The following is a 25,580-nucleotide window of genomic DNA, read 5'->3' on the forward strand; positions in this document are numbered from 1 at the left end:
GTCTCAGACAGGCGACAATGGCGGATGGCCATGCGACGGCAGGGCCTGGACGCCAAACCGCGTATTTTATAATGCCGCCGACCCAACCTACCGGAATGCCAACGTGAATTTCTTCGCCGACTACAACAACCTCGCTCTGATCGCCCTCGCCGTGGTCTCGGGCGGCCTGCTGGCCTGGCCCGCGATTTCGCGCAGCACCCGCGGCAAGACCGTCAATACGGCCGCCGCGACCCAGCTGATCAACAAGCGCGGCGCGGTCGTGGTCGACATCCGCGAGCCCGCCGAGTATGCCAAGGGTCACCTGCCCCAAGCCAAGAGCGCGCCGCTGGCCGACCTGCCCTCGCGCGCGGCCGGCCTTGCAAAGGACAAGGCTGCCCCCATCATCGTCGTGTGCCAGACCGGCCAGCGCTCGGGCAAGGCCCAGGCAGCGTTGAAGGAAGCCGGTTACAGTGAGATCTACGCGCTCGAGGGCGGCATCGCCGCCTGGCAGCAGGCAGGCCTGCCGCTGGTGAAGTAATCCCGGGCAGCACCGCCGTATCCGTCACAGCGCGCCCCCGGCCAGGCCGGGCTGCGCGCGCATTGCATTCAAGGAGAACCCGCATGGCCCGTGTCGTCATGTACAGCACCGTTGTGTGCCCGTATTGCCTGATGGCTGAACGCCTGCTCAAGTCCAAGGGCGTGGAAATGATCGAGAAGATCCTGATCGACCGCGAACCCGGCAAGCGTGAAGAGATGATGGCCCGTACTGGTCGCCGCACCGTGCCGCAGATCTACATCGACGAGACCCACGTGGGCGGCTTCGACGACCTCTCGGCGCTGGACCGCCAGGGCGGCCTGGTGCCGCTGCTGGCTGCCTGAGCCGGTTGCTCCGGCGCTGGCTCGGAATCGTCTGATTCCGGGCCGGGCCGGTTCCGGCACACTCCCGGCGCGGGTGAATTCGCCACCCGCGTCATGTACCATATGCGTTTTCCAACCGGGCACCGGCCACCCTTGCACGACGCAAGGGCTGCGGCCACCGCGCCCGATGCACATCCAGCCCATCCTCCCCGGAAGCCTTTCATGAGCGACCAGCAAAACACCCAGCAGGACGATCAACCCTTCTTCAACATCCAGCGCGTCTACCTGAAAGACATGTCGCTGGAGCAGCCCAATTCGCCCGGCATCTTCCTGGAATCGGAAGCCCCGTCGGTGGAAGTGCAGGTCAACGTCGGCGCTTCGCAGCTGCAGGAAGGGATCTTCGAGGTGGTGGTGACGGGCACCGTGACGACCAAGGTGCAGGACAAGGTTGCCTTCCTGGTGGAAGCGCACCAGGCCGGCATCTTCGATATCCGCAACGTGCCGGTGGAGCAGCTGGACCCGCTGCTGGGCATCGCCTGCCCGACCATCCTGTACCCGTACCTGCGCGGCAATATCGCTGACGTGATCACCCGCGCCGGCTTCCAGGCCATCCACCTGTCGGAAATCAACTTCCAGGCGCTGTATGAGCAACGTCTGCAGGCCGCCATGGAAGAAGCCCAGGGTGCCGAAGGTGGCAACAGCGGCATCGTGATGCCCGACGGCAGCCAGGCCCGCCACTGATTCCGGCGGCCTGAGCCATCATCGAAACGGGGCTGCGGCCCCGTTTTGACTTTGGACTACCATCGGTGGCGTGAACCTCCGAGCCATCTTCTGTTCGAGCTGCCATGAAACTGACCTTCCTCGGTGCCGGTGCCTGGGGCACCGCCCTCGCCAGCCATGCCGCGGCCACCAACGACGTGGTGCTGTGGGGACGCGATCCCGCGCAGCTCGCGGCGATTGCGGCCACGCGTGAGAACGCCGCCTACCTGCCCGGCGTGACGCTGTCCGGGCGGCTGGCGGTGCAGGCGGATTTCGAGCAGGCCGTGGCGCATGCCGCCGACGATGCCGACGGCATTGTGGTGGTGGCAACGCCGGTGGCGGGCTTGCGCGAGATGACGCGCCGGCTGGCCGCGCGCAGCGCCAGGCCGGTGTCGATGCTGTGGTTGTGCAAGGGCTTCGAGTCTGGCACCCACCTGCTGCCGCACCAGATGGTGCGGGCCGAGCTCGATGCCGCCGGGCGCACCGAGGGCTTTGCCTACGGCGTGCTGACCGGCCCCAGCTTCGCGCGCGAGGTGGCGCTGGGGCTGCCGTGCGCGCTGACCGTGGCGGGCAACGAGCCGTCGCTGGCCGAACGCGCGCAGGCGGCTTTCCACCATCACGCGATGCGCATCTACGGCAGCGACGACCTGACCGGCGTGGAAGTCGGCGGTGCGGTCAAGAACGTGCTGGCCATTGCCACCGGCGCCAGCGACGGGCTGGGCCTGGGCCTGAACGCGCGCGCCGCGCTGGTGACGCGCGGGCTGGCCGAGATGACGCGCCTGGGGCTGGCGCTGGGCGGCCGGGTCGAGACCTTCATGGGCCTGGCCGGCGTGGGCGACCTGATCCTGACCGCCACCGGCGACCTGTCGCGCAACCGCAAGGTCGGCCAGCAGCTGGCGGCGGGGCAGAGCCTGGAGCAGATCCTGGCCGGGCTGGGCCACGTCGCCGAAAGGCGTGCGCTGCGCCCAGGCGGTGGCCGAGCTGGCCGCCACGCACGGCGTCGAGATGCCGATCGCCCGCGCGGTCTGCGCGGTGCTGTTCACGGGCTGAGCGCCGCCGATGCGGTGGCGCAGCTGCTGCAGCGCGACGCGCGCGACGAATGACTACCCGCGTATCCACCTTCTGATCCTCTGCACCGCATGCCCACACGACGACAAGCGCTGATCGCGCTGGCGGCTGCCTGCGCCGCCGGGACTTCCGGCAGCGTCTTCGCCCAACCCTGGCCCGCGCGGCCGATCCGCATGGTGGTGCCGTTCCCGCCGGGCTCGTCGCCCGACTTGATCGCGCGCATCGTGACCGAAAAGCTGGCCGCCGCGCTGGGCCAGCCGGTGGTGGTGGAAAACCGTCCCGGCGCCGGCGGCAATATCGGCACCGGCATGGTGGCGCGCGCCGCCCCCGATGGCTATACGCTGCTGTTCACCATCAACGGCCCGCTGGTGACCGCGCCGACGCTGTCGCGCAACCTGAACTACGACCCGTTCCGCCAGCTGGCGCCGGTCACGCTGGTGGCGACCTCGCCCAACGTGCTGGTGGTGGATGCGCGCCTGCCGGTGCACAACCTGCGCGAGTTCGTCGCGCTGGCACGGTCGAAGCCGGCTGAGCTGAACTATGGCTCGCCCGGCAACGGCAGCGCCTCGCACCTGGCGATGGAGCAACTGAAGGCGATGGCGGGCATCGACCTCCAGCACGTGCCGTACCCCGGCTTCCCGCAGATCACCACGGCGATGGTGGGCGGGCAGGTGCAGGCGGGCTTCATGGTGCCGGCGATCGCGATGCCGCAGGTCAACGCGGGCAAGCTGCGCGTGCTGGCCGTGACCACCACGGGGCGCACGGCGGTGTTGCCGTCGGTGCCGACGGTGGCGGAATCCGGCTACCCGGGCTTCGAGGCGATTTCCTGGCAGGCGGTGCTGGCGCCGGCGGGCACGCCGCAGGCTGTGATCGACCGGCTCTACCGCGAGCTGGTGGCGATCATCGGCAGCGCCGACGTGCGCGACAAGATGCGCGCGCAGTATTTCGTGCCGGCCGGTACCGCGCCAGCCTCGCTGCGCCAGACCATGGTGAGCGAGAAGGCACGCTGGGACAAGGTGATCCGCGCCGCCGGCGTGCAGCCGGAGTAGGCGCTGGCCGGGCGGCTCAGCTGCCGCCTTCGAACCCGTTCTGGCGCCACGCCTCGAACACCACCACGGCGACCGTGTTCGACAGGTTCAGGCTGCGGTTGTCGGGCCGCATCGGCAGCCGGATGCGCTGCGCGGGCGGGAACCAGTCGCGCCGCTCCGGTGATAGCCCGCGCGTCTCGGGACCGAACACGAACCAGTCCCCGGGCCGGAACGCCACCTGGCCGAACGGCGTCGAGCCGCGCGTGGTCAGCGCGAACATGCGCGCCGGGTCGGGCTGCTCGCTGGCCATCAGCGCGTCCCAGCTTTCATGCACGCGCATGGTGGCGTACTCGTGGTAATCCAGTCCCGCGCGGCGCATGCGCGCGTCTTCCAGCGGAAAGCCCAGGGGTTTGACCAAGTGCAGCTGCGCGCCGGTGTTGGCGCACAGGCGGATCACATTGCCGGTATTGGGCGGGATTTCCGGTTCGACCAGGACGACATTGAACATGGTGCAGGGGATGGCGGGCGCGCTGCGCCCTTCGTCAGAACGGTGCGCAGCTTACCGCGCGCACCGGCCAGTGTCATCCAAAGCTACGGCGTGCGCAGCGCGACGATCACGCTGACGCTGACGCGGGCCGCGCCATGCGCCTTGAGCACGCTGGCGGCTTCGTGCATGGTGGCGCCGGAAGTCATCACATCGTCCACCAGCGCCACGTGCAGGCCGTCCAGCCGCACGGCGCGCGCCAGCCGGAAGGCGCCGCGCAGGTTCACCTGCCGGGCGGCCAGGTCCAGCGCGCGCTGGCTGCCGGTGTCGCGCTGGCGCTGCAGCAGCACCGGGTCGGGCGCAGGCCCAGGTGGCGCGCCAGCGGCCGCGCGATTTCCCAGGCCTGGTTGAAGCCGCGCGCGGCCAGCCGCTGCGGTGACAGGGGGATGGGTGCGATCAGGTCGGGCGGCGCCGGCCGGGCGCCGGCCCAAGCCCCCGGCAGCCCCGCGGCCAGCCGGGCCGCGAGCCAGCCCGCCAGTGGCAGCGCGTGGCCGAACTTGAGCGCCAGCACCAGCTGGTCCTGGGGCGACGCGTAGTCGCCCCAGCGTGTGGGCGTGATCGCCGGGCAGTGGAAGTGGCGCCCCAGCGCCAGCGCGCAGGCCGGCCAGCACCTTGCCGGCGGCGCCGGCAGCCAGCGCGGCGCGCGCGTATACTTGCCGTCCGGCCGCAGCCCATCGGGCGCCGCGGCCGCGTTCATCCGGCGCCCGGGCCTGATCCTGTATCTGTCCCCGCGCCGGTTCCTGATTTTCTTGCTGCCCTGTCTGCCCGTGTCCCTGCATGCCGCTGATTCCCCCGATGCCTTCCTGCCCCCCGCGCGCCTGACCCGGCTCGCCTTCGACCGGCGCAGCCGCGGCTTCGGCCAGCTGGACTTCCTGCTGGGCGAAATCGGCCGCCGCATGCAGGAGCGCATGGAAGTGATCCGCCTGGCGCCGCAGCGCGCGCTGGATATCGGCTGCGGCCACGGCCAGGGCCTGGCCGGGCTGCGCGACCGCTTCCCGGATGCGCAGATTGCCGGGCTGGACATCTCCGGCGCGATGCTGGCCGAGGCCGGCCAGCGCGACCCGCAGCGCCGGCCCGGCTGGATCGGCCGCATGCTGGGCAAGCGGCCGCTCTTTGACCTGGTCCAGGGCGATCTTGCCACACTGCCTTTTGCGCCCGCGAGCTTCGACCTGCTGTGGTCCAACCTGGCGCTGCACTGGCATCCGGAGCCGCACCGCGTGTTCCCGGAGTGGCACCGCGTGGCGCGCGACGAAGGGCTGGTGCTGTTCTCGCTGTTCGGCCCGGACACCCTGAAGGAGCTGCGCGCGGCCTTTGCCGAAGTCGACGAAGCTCCCCATACGTTGCGCTTTGTCGACATGCACGATATCGGCGACATGCTGGTGCACAGCGGCTGGTCCACCCCGGTGATGGACATGGAGACGCTGACCGTGACCTACGAGTCCCCCGCCACGCTGCTGCGCGAGGTGCAGGCCTTCGGCGGCCTGCGCGGGCCGGCCGCTGCGCTGCCGCAGGGCCTGCGCGGCCGCGGCTGGTACCAGGCGCTGGCGCAGGCGCTGGAGCGGCGGCGCAACGCCGACGGCGTGATCCCGCTCACCTTCGAGATCGTCTACGGCCACGCCTGGAAGCTGGCCCCGCGTGGCGGCCAGGCGGTCGACGACCAGGGCCGCGCGGTGGTGCCGCTGGACCAGATCGGCCGTGCAAGGCCGCGCCGGACAAGTTAAAACAGAGTTAACTTGCGCCGGTGCGGGATTGCCGCAAACATAGCACCGGCGCGGCGGGCAGGGCGATGGCGGGGCTCTTCCCTATGCACAGAATCAAGCGGCGCGCAAGCCGTCCGGTCAAGGCGCGCCCTTGTCCGTGTATAGGAAGCGCCCTATAATGCGCCAGTTTGTCGCAGTGGTCCCCTGGCACAAGAACGTCCTGGTTTTGCACTTGCACTGTGCGGCCCGGGCGCCATCGTCCCGGGTGTGCATCCGATGCAGAGTGGTTGGCGATGCAAGACTTGGGTATCGCACTCCAGACGGCAGGTGGTGACTCCGGCGGAAATCTCGACGGACCTCTCCCCGCGCCCCACGACTGGCTGATGAAGCGGAATTGCTCGCTGTCTCCACGCCAGGTCGGCTGGTTTTACCTCTCGATCCTCACGGTTTCGCTTGCCATCGCGTTGTTTTTCGCGTGGCAAGGGTCCTGGCTCGTGCTGCCATTTGCCAGCATCGAGCTGATCGGGCTGGGGATCGCGCTGCTGGTGTATGCGCGCCATGCGACAGATTATGAGCGCGTCAGCATTACCGACGGCATGCTGGTCGTGGAGACAGCCAGCGGCACAAAGGTGACGCGCCGGGAATTCAACCCGCGCTGGGTGCGGGTCGAACTGGGTGAATCGTTCCGCGCGCTGGTGACGCTGCGCTCGGGCGGGCGTGAGGTACAGGTGGGGTGTTACGTGGACCCGTACCGGCGACGCAAGTTCGCGCAGGAGCTCGCAGCGGCCTTGCGCCGCCTCTGAGAGGCGGCGGTGGCGGCGGCGGGGACAGATTTGAATCTGTAAATTGGGTAGATAACAAATGAAAATGTGGAAGAAGGCATCCGCAGTTTGTCTGGCCGGCGCGTCCCTGCTTGCCAGCCAGACGGCGTCCGCGGTCAGCGACATGCCGGGCGGCCCCGCCGTGCGCCAGCTCAACCTGACCGAGCCGGTTACCAAGATCGCCGAACAGATTCACTGGCTGAACTGGATGATGCTGATCATGTGCACGGTGATCTTCATCGCGGTATTCAGCGTGATGTTCTATTCCGTCTTCAAGCACCGCAAGTCCAAGGGTGCGAAGCCTGCTGCCTTCCACGAGAGCATCACGGTCGAAGTGATCTGGACCATCGTCCCGTTCATCATCGTGATTGCGATGGCCCTGCCGGCGACCAAGACCGTGGTGGCGATGAAGGACACCACCAACTCCGACGTCACCATCAAGGCCACCGGCTACCAGTGGAAGTGGGGCTATGACTACCTGAAGGGCGAAGGCGAAGGCATCTCCTTCGTGTCGACCCTGACCACCCCGCGCGAGCAGATCAACAACGAGCAGCCCAAGTCGAACACCTACCTGATGGAGGTGGACAACGAGCTGGTCGTGCCGGTCAACAAGAAGATCCGCATCGTTACCACTGCCAACGACGTGATCCACGCCTGGATGATCCCGGCCTTCGGCGTCAAGCAGGATGCGATCCCCGGCTTTGTGCGCGACACCTGGTTCAAGGCCGAGAAGATCGGCGTGTACCGCGGCCAGTGCGCCGAGCTGTGCGGCAAGGAACACGCCTTCATGCCGATCGTGGTGCGCGTGGTTTCGGACGCCGACTACACCAAGTGGGTCGACGGCAAGAAGAAGGAGCTGGCGGCCAAGGCCGACGATCCCAACAAGACCTGGACGCTGGACGAGGCCAAGGTGCGCGGCGAGAAGATCTACGCAGCCAACTGCGCGGTCTGCCACCAGCCCAACGGCAAGGGCGGCGGCGCCTTCCCGGCGCTGGACGGCTCCAAGGTGGTGAACGGCCCCAAGGCCGGCCAGATGCACATCCTGCTCGAAGGCAAGGGCGGCATGCCGTCGTGGAAGCAGCTCTCGGATACCGAGCTGGCCATGGTCATGACCTATACGCGCAACGCCTGGAGCAACAAGACGGGTGAAGTGATCCAGCCGAGCGACTTCGTGGGTGCCCGCGCGGGCAAGTTCCCCGAGGGCGGCGGCGCGGCCGGCGGCGAAGCGCCGAAGGCCGAAGCCAAGCCGGCCGACAAGGCTGACAAGCAGGCCAGCCTCGCGGGCAACCGCGTCGCGGGCTGACCCGCTGAAGACAGAACAGGATTAGAGGAGCATTTGCGATGAGTACTGCTACCCCGGACGCGCTCGCCCATCCGCACGATCACGCGCATGACGACCACGCGCACGACCACCCGCATGGCTGGCGCCGCTGGCTGTTCGCGACCAACCACAAGGACATCGGTACGCTGTACCTGCTGTTCTCGTTCATCATGCTGCTATCGGGCGGCTTGCTGGCACTGCTGATCCGCCTGGAGCTGTTCGAGCCGGGCCTGCAGTTCTTCCGCCCCGAGCTGTTCAACCAGTTCACCACCATGCACGGCCTGGTGATGGTGTTCGGCGCGATCATGCCGGCCTTCGTCGGCTTCGCCAACTGGATGATCCCGCTGCAGATCGGCGCGTCCGACATGGCGTTCGCGCGCATGAACAACTTCAGCTTCTGGCTGATGCCGCCGGCCGCGCTGCTGCTGGCCGGCTCGTTCCTGGTCCCGGGCGGCGCCACCGCCGCCGGCTGGACCCTGTACGCGCCGCTGTCGGTGCAGATGGGCCCGGGCATGGACATGGCCATCTTCGCGATGCACATCATGGGTGCATCGTCGATCATGGGCTCGATCAACATCATCGTGACCATCCTCAACATGCGCGCCCCGGGCATGACGCTGATGAAGATGCCGATGTTCTGCTGGACCTGGCTGATCACCGCCTACCTGCTGATCGCCGTGATGCCCGTGCTGGCTGGCGCCATCACCATGGTGCTGACCGACCGCCATTTCGGCACGAGCTTCTTCTCGGCCGCCGGCGGCGGCGACCCGGTGATGTACCAGCACATCTTCTGGTTCTTCGGCCACCCCGAGGTGTACATCATGATCCTGCCGGCCTTCGGGATCGTCTCGCAGGTGGTGCCGGCGTTTGCCCGCAAGCGCCTGTTCGGCTACAGCTCGATGGTGTACGCCACCGCCTCGATCGCCATCCTGTCGTTCATCGTGTGGGCCCACCACATGTTCACGACCGGCATGCCGGTGACCGGCCAGCTGTTCTTCATGTACGCGACCATGCTGATCGCGGTGCCCACCGCCGTGAAGATCTTCAACTGGATCGCCACCATGTGGCGCGGCTCGATGACCTTCGAGACCCCGATGCTGTTCTCGATCGGCTTCATCTTCGTGTTCACCATCGGCGGCTTCACCGGCCTGATGCCGGCCGTGGCCCCGATCGACATCCAGCTGCAGGACACCTACTTCATCGTGGCGCACTTCCACTATGTGCTGGTGGCCGGCTCGCTGTTCGCGCTGTTCGCGGGCTTCTACTACTGGGGTCCGAAGTGGAGCGGTTTCATGTACAACGAAACCCGCGGCCAGATCCACTTCTGGGGCTCGATCATCTTCTTCAATGTCACCTTCTTCCCGATGCACTTCCTGGGTCTGGCCGGCATGCCGCGTCGCTATGCCGACTATCCGACCCAGTTCGCGGATTTCAACGCGATCGCGTCGATCGGTGCGCTGGGCTTCGGCCTGATGCAGGTGTACTTCTTCTTCTTCGTGGTGCTGCCGTCGTACCGCGGTGGCGAGAAGGCCGCCGACAAGCCCTGGGATGGCGCCGAGGGCCTGGAGTGGACCGTGCCGTCGCCGGCGCCGTTCCACACCTTTGAAGTTCCCCCGCAGGTCCGCTAAGGCGCGGCCAGCGTAATCAGGCAGCGGGAGGCGGCAGCGTCCGCCTCCCGCGCCGGCAGGCAACAGAAGCAACTATGCAGTCTCCAGACAAAAGCCCATCACGCCCGGACCAGAAGGCCGCCAACCGCCGCCTTGGCCTGATCCTGCTGTCGATCGTGGTGGTTTTCTTTCTGGGGTTCTTCGCCAAGATGATGTTTCTTGGCTGAGGCGGCAGGGTAGCGAGATGAGCAACGACCAGCAGGCTGGCAGGGAAGCGGACAAGCGGTTCAACCGCGGCATGATGCTGCGCCTGGTCGTGATCGTGGCCGTGATGTTCGGCTTCGGCTATGCGCTGGTGCCGCTGTACAAGAAGATCTGCGAGATCACCGGCATCAACGTGATCACCACGCGCGAGCTGCACGGCGCGGTGAAGAACACGCAGGTCGACAAGAGCCGCACCATCACGGTGGAGTTCGACTCCAACGCGCGCGGGCCCTTCGCCTTCCGGCCGGTGAAGAACAGCATGGAAGTGCACCCGGGCGAGATGGCGACGATCGTCTATGAGGTGGCCAACGGGCAGCCGCGCGATATCTCGGCGCAGGCCATCCCGAGCTACGCGCCCAAGCAGGCGACCCAGTATTTCATGAAGCTGGAGTGCTTCTGCTTCAAGCAGCAGACGCTCAAGGCGAAAGAGGCGCGCGAGATGCCGGTGGTGTTCGTGATCGATCCCGCGCTGCCCAAAGATGTGAAGAATATTACGCTGTCGTACACCTTCTTCGAGGTGGGTGCGCCGGTGGCGCAGGCGCCCGAGGGCCAGGTGGCGCCGCAGCCGGCACCGGCCGGCAAGGGCATCTGAGACGGCTGCGGTGCATGCCGGGGCTGAGGAGGACGGGCGATGGATGAGATGAAGGACGCGGTCAAGCGCAAGATGTCGTTCGCGCAAACCATGCGCGCGGTGCTGTGGTCGTTCATCGGCCTGCGCAAAGGCGCCGAGCACGAGCGCGACATGGCCCGGTTAAACCCGGTGCATGTGGTGATCGCGGGCGTGATCGCGGCGGCCATCTTCATCGCGGTGCTGGTGGTCATCGTGCGCATCGTGGTGGGACAGGCAGCGGGATAGCAGGGCAGGAAGGGTAGACAACAAAAGCAGTCGCAGAACAAAGCAACCGCGGCGGCGGGGCCGGCCCAGAGGAGGGGGCGGCCCGCAGTGCCAAAGCGCGGATCACGAATACTGAATCAAAGACTCTGAGCTGGAGATAAAAGAATGAGTGCGAATCGCGCAAACGCTCCGTACTACTTCGTACCGGGCCCGTCGCGCCACCCGATCACGGCAAGCTTCGGCCTGCTGATGACGGGCGCGGGAGCCGCCGGTTGGGTAAACGGGCAGCCCTGGGCGCCGTACCTGTGCGGCTTCGGCCTGCTGTGGTTCCTGTTCGTGCTCAAGAGCTGGTTTGGCGACGCCATCAGCGAGTCCGAAGGCGGCATGTACGGCAAGAACATCGACCTGTCGTTCCGCTGGTCGATGGGCTGGTTCATCTTCTCGGAGGTGATGTTCTTCGCGGCTTTCTTCGGCGCGCTGTTCTATGCCCGCACCATCGCCATGCCGTGGCTGGGCGACCTGAACAACAAGATCCTGTGGCCCGACTTTGCCGCGGTGTGGCCCAACACCGGCCCGGCCGGCGTGGTGGAAAGCTTCCAGACCATGGGTCCGTGGCCGATCCCGACCATCAACACCGCGCTGCTGCTGATGTCCGGCCTGACGCTGACCTGGGCGCACCACGCGCTGCTGGCCGGCAAGCGCAGCCAGCTGATCCAGGGCCTGTCGCTGACCATCCTGCTGGGCGCGGTCTTCATGTGTTTCCAGGTGTACGAGTACATGCACGCCTACTCGGAACTGAACCTGAAGCTGTCCTCGGGCATCTACGGCTCGACCTTCTTCCTGCTGACCGGCTTCCACGGCTTCCACGTGACCATGGGCGCTATCATGCTGACCGTGGTGCTGATCCGCGTGCTGAAGGGCCACTTCACGCCTGATCACCACTTTGCATTCGAAGGCGCTGCCTGGTACTGGCACTTTGTTGACGTGGTGTGGCTGTTCCTCTACGTCGTGGTGTACTGGCTGTAAATCCGGCTGCCGTACCCGCCGGCGCGCCCCTCGGGGGCGGCCGGCGCCAACGCAAAAGAGAAACGCCGCAGGAGGTTGGCCAGCCTGCGGCGTTTGTCTTTTGCGGGCCTGCTGCCCGCGTCCTGGCGTTCAGGGTGCCATGCGGATGCCCGTGCTGTGGATCCAGCCCATCCAGTTCGAGAACAGGATGAACAGGAACAGCGCCACCGAGAACCCGACACGCAGCATCAGCGAGCGCATCATGTTGGGCGTCGTGCCGCGGTCGCGCATCATGAAGAACAGGGCGGAGGCCAGGCTGGCGATGATCAGGATGAAGGCAACGATGATGACAATGCGCATGGCGGGGCAGGTCGGGGCAAAGAGCGACGGAAAAACCCATTATCGCACCGGCCCGCGTTGTGGTCCCGCCTGGCGATGACAGTGCGCCGCTGGTTCAGCCCGCTGCCGCTGGCCGCCGCGCTGGTGGTGATCGCCGTGACCTGCGCGCTGGGCAACTGGCAGCTCAACCGCGCGCACGACAAAGAGGCGCGCGCGGCGCGGCTGCAGGCGCTGTCGGCGCAGCCGCCGGTGTTGCTGGGCACGGCGCCGCTGCCGCAAGTTGTGACCGACCGCACGGTCCGCGTGACCGGGCGCTTTGACACGGCCCGCACCGTATTGCTGGATAATCGCCCCCACGGCAATGGCAGCAGCCCCGGGGATAGCCGCGCCGGCTTCCTGGTGCTGACGCCGCTGCGGATTTCAGCCGCCTCGCCAGCGCCAGCAGGTGCCGGCGCCATGCAGGCGGTGCTGGTGCTGCGCGGCTGGCTGCCGCGCGATGCCCAGGACCGCACCAGGATTGCGCCGTTCCCCACGCCCGAGGGCGAGGTAACGATCGAAGGCACGGCACTGGCGGCCGTGCCGCGGGTCTATAGCCTGGGCCAGGACGCCGCTGGCAGCAAGATCCGCCAGAACCTGGACATCGCTGCCTATGCGGCCGAAACCGGCCTGGCGCTGCACCCGCTGGTGCTGGAGCAGCGCAGCGACACCGGCGATGGCCTGGCGCGCGACTGGGCCCCGGCCGACTTGGGCGCGGACCGACACTACGGCTATGCCTTCCAGTGGTTCGGGCTGGCCGCGCTGACGGTGGTGCTGGTGGCCGTGCTGGGCTGGCGCCGCGCGCGCCGGGTGGCCGCACCGTAACTCGAATGAACCGGGCGCATGCGCTCGCCGAAGACAAAGGACAGACGTACTCCATGGCACAGCAAGACTCCGCCCCGGCCGCAGCGGCCTCGCCGCCGGATACCCGCATCGATGCGCGCACGCGCCGCGGCCGCCTGCAGATGCTGATGCTGTTGCTGGTGTGCGCGTCGCCGGTGATTGCCTCTTACTTCACCTACTACGTGATCAAGCCGCGCGGTGGCGCCACCAACTACGGCGCGCTGGTCGACCCGCAGCGGCCGATGCCGCCGGTGCGCGTCACCGACGAGCAGGGTCGTGCCGTGCCGCTGGAGCAGTTCCGCGGCAAATGGCTGCTGGTGACCGCCGATCCGTCCGCCTGCGACGAGGCCTGCGCGAAGAAGCTCTTCACCATCCGCCAGATCCGCGCCGGGCAGGGCCAGGACCGCGAACGGATCGTGCCGGTGTGGCTGGTGACCGATGATGGCAAGCTCGACGAGCGTCTCACCGCCGCCTACAACGAGCCCTACGCCGGTGTGCGTTTCCTGCGCATCGACCGCCAGGCCGCCCAGCAGTGGCTGCCGGCCGAACCCGGCAAGCGCGCCGAGGACACCCTGTTCCTGGTCGACCCGCTGGGCAACCTGATGATGCGTTTCCCGCAGGACCCGGACCCCAAGAAGATGAGCGGCGACCTGAAGAAGCTGCTCAAGGTCTCGCGCATCGGCTAAAGGGGACGGCATGCTGCTGCAACTGGCCATCATCGGCATCCTGATCGCGCTGTTTCCGCTGTCCTACGTGCTGGTGAAAGGGGACCGCAACAAGTACCGCAAGCTCGCCTGGATCACGGCGTTCCTGACGCTGGACCTGATCATGTTCGGCAGCTTCACGCGCCTGACCGACTCCGGCCTGGGCTGCCCGGACTGGCCCGGCTGCTACGGGCACTCCAACCCGCACGCCGCGATGGAGCCGATCCGCGCGGCCGAGACCGCGCTGCCCAGCGGCCCGGTGACGCTGGCCAAGGCGTGGATCGAGATGATCCACCGCTACTTCGCCATGGCGGTCGGGGTGCTGATCATCACGCTGATGGTGCTGGCGTGGGTCAAGCGGCGCGAGCTGAAGCAGTCGCCGTGGTTCGCCACCGGGGTGCTGCTGCTGGTGTGCGTGCAGGGCGCGTTCGGCGCCTTCACTGTGACCCTGAAGCTGCAGCCCGTCATCGTGGTCACGCACCTGATGCTGGGCATGGCCCTGCTGGCCGTGCTGATCCAGCTGGGCTCGCGCAACGATCCGCCGCACCCGGTCGCGGCGCAGGCCGCGCGCCTGCGCTGGCCGGTGCGCATCGGCCTGCTGCTGCTGGTGATCCAGATCTTCCTGGGCGGCTGGGTCAGCACCAACTACGCGGTGCTGGCCTGTACCGACTTCCCGCTGTGCAACGGCCAGCTGGTGCCCGAGATGGATTTCCGCCACGGCTTCACGCTGTGGCGCCAGCTGGGCATGACCGCCGACGGCGACTACATCCCGCACGCGGCGCTGGTGGCGATCCACTGGGTCCACCGCGGCTTTGCCTTTGTCGTGCTGGGCTACCTGGCGTGGCTTGGCCTGCGCGCGCGCCGGCTTGAAGGGCTCGCGCGCGCGGCCGGCTGGCTGCTGGGCACGCTGGTGCTGCAGCTGGCCACCGGGATGTCCAATATCGTGTTCGACTGGCCGCTGGTGGCCGCGGTTGCGCACAACGGCGGCGCGGCGCTGCTCCTGCTGCTGCTGGTCCGCCTCCACTACAATACAGGGCTCGCAGGGCTCACCATGCGGGCCGCCGGCGCCCCCGCTGCCGTGCCGAACGCCGCCCGCGCCACATGAAAGACAAGACCCCTTCCGTGGTTACCGCTACCCACCCCCATTCGCTGGGCAAGTTGAGCCGGATACGGCACCTTGCCCGACAATACGCCGCCCTGACCAAGCCGCGCGTGACGCAGCTGGCCGTGTTCTGCGCCATCATCGGCATGTTCCTGGCCACGCCCGGCATGGTGCCGTGGCGCGTGCTGATCGGCGGCGCCGCCGGCATCTGGCTGCTGGCCGGTGCGGCCTTTGCCATCAATTGCCTGGTCGAGCAGAAGATCGACGCGCTCATGCGCCGCACCGCGTGGCGCCCGTCGGCCACCGGCGAGATCACCACGCCGCAGACCCTGGTGTTCTCCGCCATCCTGGGCGGCGCCGGCATGTGGCTGCTGCACGTCTACGCCAACGACCTGACGATGTGGCTGACCTTTGCCACCTTCCTCGGCTATGCGGTGGTCTACACCATCCTGCTCAAGCCGGCCACGCCGCAGAACATCGTCATCGGCGGACTGTCCGGGGCGATGCCGCCGGCGCTGGGCTGGGCCGCGGTGGCGGGCGAGGTGCCGGCCGAGGCCTGGTTCCTGGTGCTGATCATCTTCACCTGGACCCCGCCGCACTTCTGGGCACTGGCGCTGTACCGCCGCGCCGACTACGCCAAGTCCGGCCTGCCGATGCTGCCGGTCACGCACGGCGAGCGCTATACGCTGTTGCATATCCTGCTGTACACGCTGATCATGATCGCCGCGACGCTGCTGCCCTTTGTCTACGGCATGAGCGGCTATATCTACCTGGCGGCCGCGCTGGCGCTGGGCGCGGGTTTCCTGGCCTATGCCTGGAAGATGTACCGCAACTATTCAGACGAACTGGCGCAGCGCACCTTCCGCTTCTCGATCCTGTACCTGTCGCTCCTGTTTGCCGCGCTGCTGGTCGACCACTACTTCAAGTTCGTGCCCCAGGTCTGACCTGGGGCCCACCGGCTGCGGCATCTTGTCGCGGCCGGCGCAGCGTGGCGGCACGATCGGCGATACTGCGTGATGTCGCCGCCCTCCGGTGCCGCCGTTTCCTCCCACCCCTGACCGGTTTCCGCCGCATGCCCCGCCTAAGCCCCGCCTCCGGCCTGTTCGCCGCCTTCCGCCGCTTTTCCCTGCTGGCCGCGCTTGCGCTGGCCGTGGCTGCCTGCGGGCAGCAGAAGGCCTCGTTCCGCAATGTCGACATCACCGGCGCGGCGGACTTTGGCAAGGACTTCTCGCTGACCGACCATCACGGCAAGGTGCGCACCATCGCCGACTTCAAGGGCAAGGCGGTGGTGATGTTCTTCGGCTACACCCACTGCCCGGACGTGTGCCCGACCACGATGGCCGAACTGAAGGCGGTGATGGAGAAACTGGGCCCGGACGCCGACCGCGTGCAGGTGCTGTTCGTCACGGTCGATCCGGAACGCGACACGCAGGCGCTGCTGGCCCAGTACGTGCCGGCCTTCGATGCGCGCTTCCTGGGGTTGCGCCCGGCCGACGAAGCCGCACTGCAGAAGGTGACCAAGGACTTCAAGGTGTTCTATGCCAAGGTGCCGGGCAGCTCCCCGAGCAACTACACGGTGGACCACTCCGCGGGTAGCTATGTGTTCGATCCGGAGGGCAAGCTGCGGCTGTTCATCCGCCACGGCCAGGGTCCGGATCCGATCGCGCACGACCTGAAACAGCTGCTGTCGTGATGTGAAAGGGAGGGAAGGGGTGCGGCATAACGTCGCACTTGTCCCCTCGCGGGCAACAAAAAGGCCGGTCCAGTGGACCGGCCTTTTGCATGGCTGGGGGAGCGGGTCAGGCGAACGCCTGCAGCGCCCCCTTCATCTTCTTCATGGCCGCGGCCTCGATCTGGCGGATGCGCTCGGCCGAGACGCCGAACTCGTCAGCCAGCTCATGCAGCGTGGAGCCGCCCGAGCCATCGTCCTCGACGTGCAGCCAGCGCGCCTCGATGATGCGGCGGCTGCGTTCGTCCAGCTTGGCCAGCGCCTCTTCCAGACCCTCGACCTGCATGCGGTCGTGGCGCTTGGCTTCCAGCACGCGGGTGGGCTCGTTGTGGTTGTCCGCCAGGTAGGCGATGGGGGCGAATTCCTCTTCGCCGTCGTCGATCTGGCCTTCCAGCGCCAGGTCGCCGCCCGACAGGCGGGTTTCCATCTCCATCACTTCTTCGGGCTTGACGTTCAGCTCGCGCGCCACGGCCTCGACCTGTTCCGGCGTGAACGTGTGCGCGCCCTGCTTGTGGCTGCGCAGGTTGAAGAACAGCTTGCGCTGGGCCTTGGTGGTGGCCACCTTGACCATGCGCCAGTTCTTCAGCACGTATTCGTGGATCTCGGCCTTGATCCAGTGCATCGCGTACGACACCAGGCGCACGCCCTGGTCGGGGTCGAAGCGCTTGACCGCCTTCATCAGGCCGATATTGCCTTCCTGGATCAGGTCGGCGTGGGGCAGGCCGTAGCCCAGGTACTGGCGGGCAATCGACACCACCAGGCGCAGGTGGGACATCACCATCTGGCGGGCAGCATCAACGGAGTCGTGGTCGCGGAGCTCGCGCGCCAGGCGCTGCTCTTCCTCCGCGGTCAACAGCGGAATCCGGTGGACAGCCTGGATATAGCTGTCGAGGTTGCCAACGGTGGCCGGGAAGGCCAGCGCAAAGCTGCCCGTGCTCCGGGGTGCCGTCGGCAGACGGTTATTCAGGGTTTGGTCGGCAGACAAGACTGCGTTCACTCAATGGCTCCTTTCGCATCCGGCGGTTCGGTTGCCGGTGTGCCGCGCCTCTTGGGTCGGCGGCACTGCAACACATATTAGCACTCAGGCCGGGTGAGTGCTAATTGGAGTCCCGATGGCCGTGATAGTTCCACTCGATTGCTCTTGCGGATAGCATAGCTACTTACCGCTTCGAGCGGCGGAAACGATACCCACGGTTCGGCGCACAGGATATTAGAGCGGCGCGGGGCACGGGGGTTCTGCCCGCTGCTGCAATGATTTGTTGCAGCAGCGGCTACACTCGACCCACCTGCGGCGCGCTGGCATCCTTGCGAGCCTCTCTCATTCCACCGGAGGAGTTATGTCTGCTATCGAACACTTGCTCAAGCCGCATGTGCGCGACCTGGGCGATTTTACCGTGCGCCGGCTGTTGCCCGCCGCCGCTACCCAGACCGTCGGGCCGTTTATCTTCTTTGACCATATGGGGCCGGTGCAGCTGCCGCCGGGCGCCGGCGCTGATGTGCGTCCGCATCCCCATATCGGGCTGGCCACGGTCACCTACCTGTTCGAGGGCGAGATCATCCATCGCGACAGCCTGGGCAGCGACCAGGCGATCCGCCCGGGCGACGTCAACTGGATGACCGCCGGGCGTGGCATCGTGCACTCGGAACGCTCGCCCGAGCATGTGCGCCCCGCCGGTGCCCGCCTGCACGGCATCCAGACCTGGGTGGCACTGCCGCAGGAGCATGAGGGTGCCGAGCCGTCGTTCTTCCACCATCCCGCCGCCACGCTGCCGCGGATCGAGCGGCCGGGCGTGCGCATGGTGGTGATTGCGGGCGATGCCTTTGGCCAGATCTCTCCGGTCAAAGTCTTCAGCCGCACCCTGTATGTGGCGATCGAGCTGGATGCGGGCGCGAGCGTGGAGATCCCGGCCGATCATGCCGAGCGGGGCATCTATCCGGTGGATGGCGCGGTGGCGCTCGACGGCGAACCGCTGCCGGCCGAGCATATGGTGGTGCTCACGCCGGGCCAGCCCGCGACGCTGACGGCCACGGCGCCGTCGCGCGTGATGCTGCTGGGCGGCGACCCGACCGACGGGCACCGCTTTATCTACTGGAATTTCGTTGCCAGCAGCAAGGTGGCGATCGAGGCTGCCGCCCAGCGCTGGGAGGACGATCAGTTCCCGCACGTGCCGGGCGAGACCGAGCGCATCCCGCTGCCTCCGCGCAAGGCCTGACAGCGGTCCCGGGGCTGGCTCAGACCGGGCTGGCCCAGGTCACGTGGGTGCCTTGCCGCAGGCATTCGCGGATGGCATCGACCTGGATCGCGATCGGTGCCGGCACCGGCGCCGCGCCGTCCAGCACGCGCCGGATCCAGGCCACGGTCTGGCCGGCGTCGCTGCCGGGCGGCAGTTCAGGCACTTCGGCCAGTGAACCCACGGCCGGATCGACCAGCGTCTGCTGGTGCCCCTCATGCAGCCAGTCGATGCGGCTGGTGCGGCGCGCATCGGCCACCACTTCGCCCTCGGTGCCGCGTGCCAGCAGCACGTTGGCGGGCTCATGCGAGAAGTAGTCGGTCAGCGTCTCGCGGTATTCGGGGTGGGTGTAGCTGTACAGGCGCAACCCTTCCGCGGGCGAATGCTCGCCCACCGGCTGCAGCATCTTGGCCACCGTATGCGCCGAATTGCGCAGGCCGATCACGGTGCGCCGCTCCAGCAGCTGCGACAGCCCGGGCGACAGCACATCCACCGGCAGCACCGCCAGCGGCCCGAGGTCGCTGCCCTCGCGCAGCCGTGCCGAGGCCTCGTCGGTCGTCGCGCACAAGGGCACGCCCAGGGCCTCGAACAGCGTCATGCTAGTCACGCGGCCATTGAACAGGCGCGTGCCGTGCACCAGCACGGGGACATCTTCGCGCGCCAGCAGCAGCGCCAGCAGCGGCACCAGGTTGGGTTGCTTGCGCGCGCCGTTGTAGCTGGGGATCACCACCACCTGCCGGTCAGGCGGCGCCGGCAGCGGCTGGCAGTGCGCATGGGCGGCTTCCAGCATGCCCGCCAGCTCGTGCGGGGCCTCGCCCTTGATGCGGTAGGCCATCAGGATGGCGCCAAGCTCCAGGTCGGAGACGCGCCCGGCCAGCATGGCGTCGAACAGGGCCTGCGCGTCATCGCGGGGCAGCGCGCGCGCGCCGTTGACGCCGCGGCCGATCTCCTTGATATAGCGGGCAGCAGGGAAGGACGTGGCTGGCGTGGTCATGGCGGCGTGGGGGTAGTCTGTTCTGGGTTCATGATAGCGGAGCCAGGCCGCCGCGCCCACCGCCGGCGGTCACCGCGCATCGCCTCCTGAGGACACTACGCGGCTTCCTGCAGCGCCGGGTTGCGCTGCTTGCGGTAGAGGAAGTCCAGCACCGCGGTGCGGCAGGCGTGGTAGGCCTTGTCATCGGCCAGCGCGACGCGGTCGCGCGGGCGCGGCAGGCCCACCTTCAGGATCTCGCCGATGGTCGCGGCCGGGCCGTTGGTCATCATGACGATGCGGTCGGCCAGCAGCACGGCCTCGTCGACATCGTGGGTCACCATCACCACCGTGCTGCGGGTGCGCGCCACGATCTTGATCAGCTCGTCCTGCAGGTGTGCGCGCGTGAGCGCATCGAGCGCGCCGAAGGGTTCGTCCATCAGCAGCACCTTGGGCGCCATCGCCAGCGCGCGGGCAATGCCCACGCGCTGCTTCATGCCGCCGGAGATTTCATGCGGGTACTTGTTCTCGGCGTGCGTCAGGCCCACCAGCGCCAGCGTGTCATGCGTGCGCGCCTTGAGCTGCGGCTTGCTCTCGTTGGCGGCGAAGACGCGCTCCACGCCCAGGTAGACGTTCTCGAAGCACGTCAGCCACGGCAGCAGCGAATGGTTCTGGAACACCACCGCGCGCTCTGGCCCCGGCCCGGCGATCTCGCGCCCGGCGCAGATCAGCGCGCCGGTGGTGGGCGTGGCCAGTCCCGCGACCAGGTTCAGCAGTGTGGACTTGCCGCAGCCGGAATGGCCGATCAGCGTGATGAACTCGCCCTCGGCGATCTGCAGGTTGATATCGCGCAGGGCGACGAACGGGCCCTTGCGGGTCTTGAAGGTCTGGCCGACGTTTTCGATGCTGACGAACTTGTCCATGGCGATTCTCCCCGCGTATCAGTTGGCGCCGTAGCTGAAGCGCCGGGCCAGCGCCAGCAGCGCGTGCTCGAGCAGCAGCCCGATGATGCCGATCACGAAGATCGCGATCACGATGTGCTCGACCTTCAGGTTGTTCCATTCGTCCCACAGCCAGAAGCCGATGCCGGTGCCGCCGGTCAGCATCTCGGCCGCGACAATCACCAGCCACGCGGTGCCGATCGACAGCCGCACGCCGGTCAGCATGTAGGGCAGCACTGCGGGGAACAGCACCCGCGTGAATACCTTCCATTCCGACAGGTCCAGCACGCGCGCCACGTTCAGGTAGTCCTGCGGCACGCGCGTGACGCCCACCGCGGTGTTGATCACCATCGGCCAGATTGAGCAGATAAAGATCGCCCAGATCGCGGCCGGGTTGGCGGCCTTGAACAGCAGCAGGCCGATCGGCAGCCACGCCAGCGGCGAGACCGGGCGCAGCAGGCTGATCACCGGCGCGGTCATCGCGTTCAGGAAGGCAAAGCGCCCGATCAGGAAGCCGGCCGGGATGCCGACCAGCGCGGCCAGGCCGAAGCCCGCCGCGACGCGCGCCAGCGATGCCAGCACGTTCCAGCCGATGCCCTGGTCATTGGGCCCGTTGCGGTAGAACGGGTCGGCAAACAGCGGCACCGCGGCGTTCCATGTGGCCTGCGGCGTGGGGATGGCCGGGATCATCGTGGCGATGCCGTGCCAGGCCAGCACGAACAGGGCAAAACCCAGTACCGGCGGCACGGCCTTGAGCACCGGCGCGGCGACCGCTTCGCGGCGTTGCGCACGCCGGGCCTGCGCGGCGATTTCCTGCTCGCGCCGGCGCGCCCGCTCCTTGGTGTCGGGGTCGGCGCTGGCGGCTACGGTTGCACCATCGGGCGTAGTGTGGGCTATGGCATTCACGTCTGGCTCCTTTCGTCAGGGGCACTGCGGATCAGTGGGGAAAGGCTTGCGTCAGGCCTTGATCTTGAAACCGTCGGCGTAGGCCTTGGGGTCCTTGCCGTCCCAGACCACGCCGTCGATCAGCTTGGCGCTGCGCATGTCGCTCTTGGGCAGCGGCACCTGGGCGGCGGCGGCGGCCTGCTTGTAGACGTCGATGCGGTTGACCTGCCTGGCCACGGCGAGATAGTCCGGATGTTCCTTCAGCAGGCCCCAGCGCTTGTGCTGGGTCAGGAACCACATGCCGTCGGACAGGTACGGGTAGTTGGCGCTGCCGTCCTGGTAGAACTTCATCGCGTCGGGGTCGTCCCAGGTCTTGCCCAGGCCGTTGGTGTAGCGGCCCAGCATGCGGTCCAGGATGATGTCCATGTCGGTGTTGACGTAGGACTTGGCGGCGATGGTCTCGGCGGTCTTGCGGCGGTTGGAGGCCGACGCATCGATGAACTTCGATGCCTCCAGCACCGCGGCCACCATCGCGCGCGCGGTGTTGGGGTATTTCTGCACGAATTCGGCGGTGGTGCCCAGGGTCTTCTCGGGGTGGCTCTTCCAGATGGCCTGCGTGGTCTCGGCGGTGAAGCCGATCTTGTCGGCGATGGCGCGCGCGCCCCAGGGCTCGCCCACGCAGAAGCCGTCCATATTGCCCACGCGCATATTGGCCACCATCTGCGGCGGCGGCACCGTGATCGCCTTGGCGTCCTGCATCGGGTTGATGCCGTTGGCTGCCAGCCAGTAGTACAGCCACATCGCATGCGTGCCGGTGGGGAAGGTCTGGGCGAAGGTGTAGTCGCGCTTCTCCTTCATCATCAGCGCCTTCAGGCTGGCGCCGTCCTTCACGCCTTTCTCGGCGAGCTTGGACGACAGCGTGATGGCCTGGCCGTTGTGGTTCAGGTTCATCAGCACGGCCATGTCTTTTTTCGGACCGCCGATGCCCAGCTGCACGCCGTAGATCAGGCCATACAGCACGTGCGCCGCGTCCAGCTCGCCGTTGACCAGCTTGTCGCGCACGCCGGCCCACGAGGCTTCCTTGGTCGGCGTGATCTTGATGCCGTATTTCTTGTCCAGCCCGAGCGTGGCGGCCATCACCACCGAGGCGCAGTCGGTCAGCGGGATAAAGCCGATGCGCACATCGGTCTTCTCGGGCGCATCCGAGCCCGCAGCCCACGCACCGGCGCGCACCAGCGGATCGACCAGCGTCATCACGCTGGCGCCGGCGATGGTGGCCAGCACGCGGCGGCGGCCGCTGCTGGCCGGGACGGCGTCGGCAGCCGCGTCGGAAACGTGGACGGCTGCGTGCAGCGGCTTGGCAATCCTGAGGCGAGAGGGCATTGCATGGCTCCAAGAAAAAAGGCGTCCCTGCCGCGACCGGCTTCGCCAGAAGACCGGTGCGGCGCAGGGACGCCGTTGTCCGTGGCGTGACGCAGCCCGCGTTGGCCGTGTCCGCCGAAATGGTTGGTCGGCCGCCGTTGGCCGATACCTGCATAACGCAAGGCGTATGCCAGCCTGTGCAGTGCAGCATTCGAGGGCGGATTTGTGACGGATCGGGAGGGAATGGTCGGATGCGGTGCGCGCGCGGTCGCCGCCGCCACATTCGGGGGAGCCGGGGAGGGAGGTGACGCCGCGCGGCAGCGCCAGGAGCGTGCATTGCACCAGTCGCGTGCGGCAGCGCACCACGACTGGCAGGCGGGAGCGGCTCAGCCCATCACGTCGATCACGCGCTGGGCCGCGTCCACCAGCTTCAGGCCGCGCTCCATCGCCATGCTGCGCAGGCGCTTGTAGGCCTCGTCCTCGCTGAGGCCGCGCGCCTGCATCAGCAGCCCCTTGGCGCGCTCGACCACCTTGCGCTCGGCCAGCTTGAGCCGGGTGGCATCGAGCTCGGCGCGCAGCTGCTGGTCCAGTTCAAAGCGAGCGTAGGCCACGTCGAGCACGGTCTTGACGCGCTCGGCGCGCAGGCCGTCGACGATATAGGCGGTGATCCCCGCCGTCAGCGCTGCCTTGATGCGCTGGCTGTCGTCGTTGTCGGTGAACAGCACGATCGGGCGCGGCGCATGCTGGGTCGAGACGCAGACATGCTCGATGGTGTCGCGCGCGGCGGATTCGGACGCGATGATCAGCATGTCGGGCTGGGTGGCCGTGATCACATCCGGCAGGCGCAGGTCGGCATCGACGATCTGGATCTCGGTAAAGCCCGCGCTGACCAGCCCGCCGCGGATGATCTCGACGTTTAGCGGGTCGGCGTCATGTGGGTCCCGCACGAGCAGGATCCGCAACACCCGGCCGCCGGCAGTCGGCGGGGCAGGTGCTGCGGGGGGGGGCGATGGGGGCGGGTTGCGTCGTGTCATGGCTAGGCTCTGTTGCAGTGCGCCATGCAAGATTCGCGCCGGGTAAGTATCCGGTCACCTGCGCCAGTCCGGTGCGGTGGCGCTGCGAGGATGCCTGGATTCATTGTATGCGGTCGTACGCAGAGCCAACTCTCGCGGTGTATCCTGTTGCCCTGCTGCGCCGGGCGCGTCTGCTGGCGACGCCGCGAGTGGCTGCATCCCGCAACCCCGCATCCCTGCGCCGCAGCACTGATCAGAACAAATCTGGAGAGATGCATGACCGAATTCGTGTTCGCCCCGCCCGCGCCCGTTGGCGTGCCGGTGCGCGGCAGCAACGCTAGCTTCCCGGTACGGCGCGTGTACTGCGTCGGCCGCAACTATGCTGCCCACGCCCGTGAAATGGGCTCGGACCCCGACCGCGAGCCGCCGTTCTTCTTCTGCAAGCCGTCCGATGCGGTCAGCTATGTCGCCGACGGCACCGAAGGCGCCTTCCCGTACCCGCCGGGCACCAGCAACTGCCACTATGAAGTGGAGCTGGTGGTGGCGATCGGCAAGGGCGGCCGCGACATCCCGGTCGACCAGGCGGCCGGCCACGTGTTCGGCTACGCCGTGGGCCTGGACATGACCCGCCGCGACCTGCAGAACGAATCGAAGAAAACCGGCCGCCCCTGGGAGACCGGCAAGGCCTTCGACCAGTCCGCGCCGATCGGCCCGATCGTGCCGGTGTCGGCCATCGGCCATCCGGAGAAGGGGGCAGTGACGCTGGCGGTCAACGGCGTGGAAAAGCAGCGCGGCGACCTGTCCGACCTGATCTGGTCGGTGCCGGAGATGGTGTCGTACCTGTCGAAGCTGTTCGAACTGCAGCCGGGCGACCTGATCTTCAGCGGCACGCCCGAAGGCGTGGGCCCCGTGGTCAAGGGCGATGTCATGCAATGCCACGTCGGCGGCGTGGGCGATCTCACCATCAAGGTAGTCTGATCCGATGCTCAAGCTTTACAGCTATTTCCGCAGCTCGGCCTCGTTCCGCGTGCGCATTGCGCTGGAGCTCAAGGGGCTGTCCTATGACTATGTGCCGGTGCACCTGCTCAAGGAAGGCGGCCAGCAGCTCAAGCCGGAATTCCGCGCCGTGAACCCTGACGGCCTGGTGCCGGCGTTCGTCGACGGCGAGCACGTGCTGCAGCAATCGCTGGCCATCGTCGAGTACCTGGACGAGATCCACCCCGAGCCGAAGTTGCTGCCCGGCACGGCGCTGGACCGCGCCTATGTGCGCGGACTGGCCCAGGAGATCGCATGCGAGATCCACCCGCTGAACAACCTGCGCGTGCTGAAGTACCTGAAGCACACCGTGGGCGTGACCGACGAGGTCAAGGACGCGTGGTACCACCACTGGATCGAGCTGGGCTTTGCGTCGCTGCAGACCAACCTGGAGCGCGGCGGCAAGGCCGGGCGCTTCTGTTTTGGCGATACGCCCACGCTGGCCGATATCTGCCTGGTGCCGCAGGTGTTCAACGCGCAGCGCTTCAATATCGACCTGGCCCGCTACCCGGCGATCGCCAGGATCTATGAAACCTGCATGGAGCTGCCTGCCTTCCAGAAGGCGCAGCCGAAGTCGCAGCCCGACGCGGAATAAGCGTTC

Annotated in this window: 31 protein-coding genes; 21 read left to right on the plus strand and 10 right to left on the minus strand. The window is 67.5% G+C overall.

Annotated features, from left to right (window positions below):
* Nucleotides 1-103 precede the first annotated feature (103 nt).
* The 5 genes from CNE_RS01720 to CNE_RS01740 all read left to right on the plus strand — a co-directional run bounded on the left by CNE_RS01720 (nt 104) and on the right by CNE_RS01740 (nt 3,713).
* The gene (locus tag CNE_RS01720; RefSeq protein ID WP_041227714.1) at nt 104-517 is read left to right on the plus strand and encodes a rhodanese-like domain-containing protein; all 414 of its coding nucleotides are present in this window, start codon (nt 104-106) and stop codon (nt 515-517) included.
* A gap of 83 nt (nt 518-600) precedes the next feature.
* The gene (grxC, locus tag CNE_RS01725) at nt 601-858 is read left to right on the plus strand and encodes a glutaredoxin 3 (protein WP_013955430.1); all 258 of its coding nucleotides are present in this window, start codon (nt 601-603) and stop codon (nt 856-858) included.
* A gap of 201 nt (nt 859-1,059) precedes the next feature.
* Nucleotides 1,060-1,578, plus strand: coding sequence for a protein-export chaperone SecB (gene secB, locus CNE_RS01730; protein ID WP_010814828.1), 519 nt, complete (start codon nt 1,060-1,062; stop codon nt 1,576-1,578).
* Between the two features lie 104 nt (nt 1,579-1,682).
* Entirely contained in the window at nt 1,683-2,699 is a 1,017-nt protein-coding gene (locus CNE_RS01735) for an NAD(P)H-dependent glycerol-3-phosphate dehydrogenase (protein WP_013955431.1), read from the plus strand.
* A 36-nt stretch (nt 2,700-2,735) separates the two neighbouring features.
* Nucleotides 2,736-3,713 (plus strand): Bug family tripartite tricarboxylate transporter substrate binding protein, encoded by a 978-nt coding sequence (locus CNE_RS01740; protein ID WP_013955432.1) that lies wholly within the window; start codon nt 2,736-2,738, stop codon nt 3,711-3,713.
* Between the two features lie 16 nt (nt 3,714-3,729).
* Here the strand turns inward: CNE_RS01740 and trmL are convergent, their stop codons facing one another.
* From trmL to CNE_RS42840, 3 genes are all read right to left on the minus strand, one after another.
* The gene (gene trmL / locus CNE_RS01745) at nt 3,730-4,200 is read right to left on the minus strand and encodes a tRNA (uridine(34)/cytosine(34)/5-carboxymethylaminomethyluridine(34)-2'-O)-methyltransferase TrmL (RefSeq protein ID WP_013955433.1); all 471 of its coding nucleotides are present in this window, start codon (nt 4,198-4,200) and stop codon (nt 3,730-3,732) included.
* Between the two features lie 83 nt (nt 4,201-4,283).
* Complete coding sequence (locus CNE_RS42835) at nt 4,284-4,526, minus strand: ComF family protein (RefSeq protein ID WP_319609837.1); 243 nt, start codon at nt 4,524-4,526, stop codon at nt 4,284-4,286.
* Nucleotides 4,460-4,933, minus strand: coding sequence for a ComF family protein (locus tag CNE_RS42840; protein ID WP_013955436.1), 474 nt, complete (start codon nt 4,931-4,933; stop codon nt 4,460-4,462). The genes CNE_RS42835 and CNE_RS42840 overlap by 67 nt, the downstream gene beginning before the upstream one ends.
* Before the next feature lie 70 nt (nt 4,934-5,003).
* On the opposite strand from CNE_RS42840, the gene CNE_RS01755 reads away from it, so the two are divergent.
* The 8 genes from CNE_RS01755 (at nt 5,004) to CNE_RS01785 (ending at nt 11,810) form a co-directional block, all read left to right on the plus strand.
* Nucleotides 5,004-5,957 carry a methyltransferase domain-containing protein gene (locus tag CNE_RS01755; protein ID WP_193351035.1) on the plus strand — a complete coding sequence of 318 codons (954 nt, stop codon included), beginning with the start codon at nt 5,004-5,006 and terminating at the stop codon, nt 5,955-5,957.
* Between the two features lie 272 nt (nt 5,958-6,229).
* Nucleotides 6,230-6,739, plus strand: a complete 510-nt coding sequence (locus CNE_RS01760; protein ID WP_013955437.1) for a DUF2244 domain-containing protein — start codon at nt 6,230-6,232, stop codon at nt 6,737-6,739.
* 58 nt (nt 6,740-6,797) lie between these two features.
* Nucleotides 6,798-8,060, plus strand: a complete 1,263-nt coding sequence (gene coxB, locus CNE_RS01765) for a cytochrome c oxidase subunit II (protein WP_013955438.1) — start codon at nt 6,798-6,800, stop codon at nt 8,058-8,060.
* Nucleotides 8,061-8,098: 38 nt separating this feature from the next.
* Nucleotides 8,099-9,706, plus strand: a complete 1,608-nt coding sequence (ctaD, locus tag CNE_RS01770; protein ID WP_010814820.1) for a cytochrome c oxidase subunit I — start codon at nt 8,099-8,101, stop codon at nt 9,704-9,706.
* 74 nt (nt 9,707-9,780) lie between these two features.
* Nucleotides 9,781-9,912 (plus strand): cytochrome oxidase small assembly protein, encoded by a 132-nt coding sequence (locus tag CNE_RS41985; protein ID WP_010814819.1) that lies wholly within the window; start codon nt 9,781-9,783, stop codon nt 9,910-9,912.
* 17 nt (nt 9,913-9,929) lie between these two features.
* Nucleotides 9,930-10,541 carry a cytochrome c oxidase assembly protein gene (locus tag CNE_RS01775; RefSeq protein WP_013955439.1) on the plus strand — a complete coding sequence of 204 codons (612 nt, stop codon included), beginning with the start codon at nt 9,930-9,932 and terminating at the stop codon, nt 10,539-10,541.
* 39 nt (nt 10,542-10,580) lie between these two features.
* Nucleotides 10,581-10,805: a DUF2970 domain-containing protein gene (locus CNE_RS01780; RefSeq protein WP_013955440.1), complete on the plus strand. Its 225-nt coding sequence runs from the start codon at nt 10,581-10,583 to the stop codon at nt 10,803-10,805.
* Between the two features lie 144 nt (nt 10,806-10,949).
* A complete protein-coding gene (locus CNE_RS01785) occupies nt 10,950-11,810 on the plus strand; it encodes a cytochrome c oxidase subunit 3 (protein ID WP_013955441.1) in 861 nt (286 codons plus the stop codon).
* Between the two features lie 129 nt (nt 11,811-11,939).
* Here CNE_RS01785 and CNE_RS01790 read toward each other — a convergent pair whose 3' ends face one another.
* Nucleotides 11,940-12,149 (minus strand): twin transmembrane helix small protein, encoded by a 210-nt coding sequence (locus tag CNE_RS01790; RefSeq protein ID WP_013955442.1) that lies wholly within the window; start codon nt 12,147-12,149, stop codon nt 11,940-11,942.
* Nucleotides 12,150-12,224: 75 nt separating this feature from the next.
* Here CNE_RS01790 and CNE_RS01795 point away from each other — a divergent pair, with 75 nt between their 5' ends.
* The 5 genes from CNE_RS01795 to CNE_RS01815 all read left to right on the plus strand — a co-directional run bounded on the left by CNE_RS01795 (nt 12,225) and on the right by CNE_RS01815 (nt 16,506).
* Nucleotides 12,225-12,989 carry an SURF1 family protein gene (locus CNE_RS01795; RefSeq protein ID WP_013955443.1) on the plus strand — a complete coding sequence of 255 codons (765 nt, stop codon included), beginning with the start codon at nt 12,225-12,227 and terminating at the stop codon, nt 12,987-12,989.
* Nucleotides 12,990-13,042: 53 nt separating this feature from the next.
* Nucleotides 13,043-13,693 carry an SCO family protein gene (locus tag CNE_RS01800; protein WP_041228283.1) on the plus strand — a complete coding sequence of 217 codons (651 nt, stop codon included), beginning with the start codon at nt 13,043-13,045 and terminating at the stop codon, nt 13,691-13,693.
* Between the two features lie 10 nt (nt 13,694-13,703).
* The gene (locus CNE_RS01805) at nt 13,704-14,816 is read left to right on the plus strand and encodes a COX15/CtaA family protein (protein WP_013955445.1); all 1,113 of its coding nucleotides are present in this window, start codon (nt 13,704-13,706) and stop codon (nt 14,814-14,816) included.
* Entirely contained in the window at nt 14,813-15,757 is a 945-nt protein-coding gene (gene cyoE / locus CNE_RS01810) for a heme o synthase (RefSeq protein ID WP_013955446.1), read from the plus strand. Before CNE_RS01805 ends, cyoE begins: the two co-directional genes overlap by 4 nt.
* Before the next feature lie 128 nt (nt 15,758-15,885).
* Entirely contained in the window at nt 15,886-16,506 is a 621-nt protein-coding gene (locus CNE_RS01815; RefSeq protein WP_013955447.1) for an SCO family protein, read from the plus strand.
* A gap of 106 nt (nt 16,507-16,612) precedes the next feature.
* Here the strand turns inward: CNE_RS01815 and rpoH are convergent, their stop codons facing one another.
* Nucleotides 16,613-17,539 (minus strand): RNA polymerase sigma factor RpoH, encoded by a 927-nt coding sequence (gene rpoH / locus CNE_RS01820; RefSeq protein ID WP_013955448.1) that lies wholly within the window; start codon nt 17,537-17,539, stop codon nt 16,613-16,615.
* Nucleotides 17,540-17,879: 340 nt separating this feature from the next.
* Here rpoH and CNE_RS01825 point away from each other — a divergent pair, with 340 nt between their 5' ends.
* On the plus strand, nt 17,880-18,755 hold the full coding sequence (locus CNE_RS01825) for a pirin family protein (protein ID WP_013955449.1): 876 nt from the start codon (nt 17,880-17,882) through the stop codon (nt 18,753-18,755).
* Between the two features lie 19 nt (nt 18,756-18,774).
* Here the strand turns inward: CNE_RS01825 and ybiB are convergent, their stop codons facing one another.
* The 5 genes from ybiB to CNE_RS01850 form a co-directional block, all read right to left on the minus strand.
* Nucleotides 18,775-19,767 (minus strand): DNA-binding protein YbiB, encoded by a 993-nt coding sequence (gene ybiB / locus CNE_RS01830; RefSeq protein ID WP_013955450.1) that lies wholly within the window; start codon nt 19,765-19,767, stop codon nt 18,775-18,777.
* Between the two features lie 95 nt (nt 19,768-19,862).
* Nucleotides 19,863-20,666, minus strand: a complete 804-nt coding sequence (locus tag CNE_RS01835; protein ID WP_013955451.1) for an ABC transporter ATP-binding protein — start codon at nt 20,664-20,666, stop codon at nt 19,863-19,865.
* An 18-nt stretch (nt 20,667-20,684) separates the two neighbouring features.
* A complete protein-coding gene (ntrB, locus tag CNE_RS01840; RefSeq protein ID WP_013955452.1) occupies nt 20,685-21,590 on the minus strand; it encodes a nitrate ABC transporter permease in 906 nt (301 codons plus the stop codon).
* Between the two features lie 51 nt (nt 21,591-21,641).
* On the minus strand, nt 21,642-22,952 hold the full coding sequence (locus tag CNE_RS01845) for a CmpA/NrtA family ABC transporter substrate-binding protein (protein ID WP_013955453.1): 1,311 nt from the start codon (nt 22,950-22,952) through the stop codon (nt 21,642-21,644).
* 365 nt (nt 22,953-23,317) lie between these two features.
* Nucleotides 23,318-23,965, minus strand: a complete 648-nt coding sequence (locus tag CNE_RS01850; RefSeq protein ID WP_013955454.1) for an ANTAR domain-containing response regulator — start codon at nt 23,963-23,965, stop codon at nt 23,318-23,320.
* Nucleotides 23,966-24,220: 255 nt separating this feature from the next.
* Here CNE_RS01850 and CNE_RS01855 point away from each other — a divergent pair, with 255 nt between their 5' ends.
* Together CNE_RS01855 and maiA are read left to right on the plus strand one after the other, a co-directional pair.
* Nucleotides 24,221-24,922, plus strand: a complete 702-nt coding sequence (locus tag CNE_RS01855; protein ID WP_013955455.1) for a fumarylacetoacetate hydrolase family protein — start codon at nt 24,221-24,223, stop codon at nt 24,920-24,922.
* A 4-nt stretch (nt 24,923-24,926) separates the two neighbouring features.
* The gene (gene maiA / locus CNE_RS01860; RefSeq protein ID WP_013955456.1) at nt 24,927-25,574 is read left to right on the plus strand and encodes a maleylacetoacetate isomerase; all 648 of its coding nucleotides are present in this window, start codon (nt 24,927-24,929) and stop codon (nt 25,572-25,574) included.
* The last annotated feature ends 6 nt before the right edge of the window (nt 25,575-25,580 follow it).

The organism is Cupriavidus necator N-1, from assembly GCF_000219215.1.
Lineage (GTDB): Bacteria > Pseudomonadota > Gammaproteobacteria > Burkholderiales > Burkholderiaceae > Cupriavidus > Cupriavidus necator.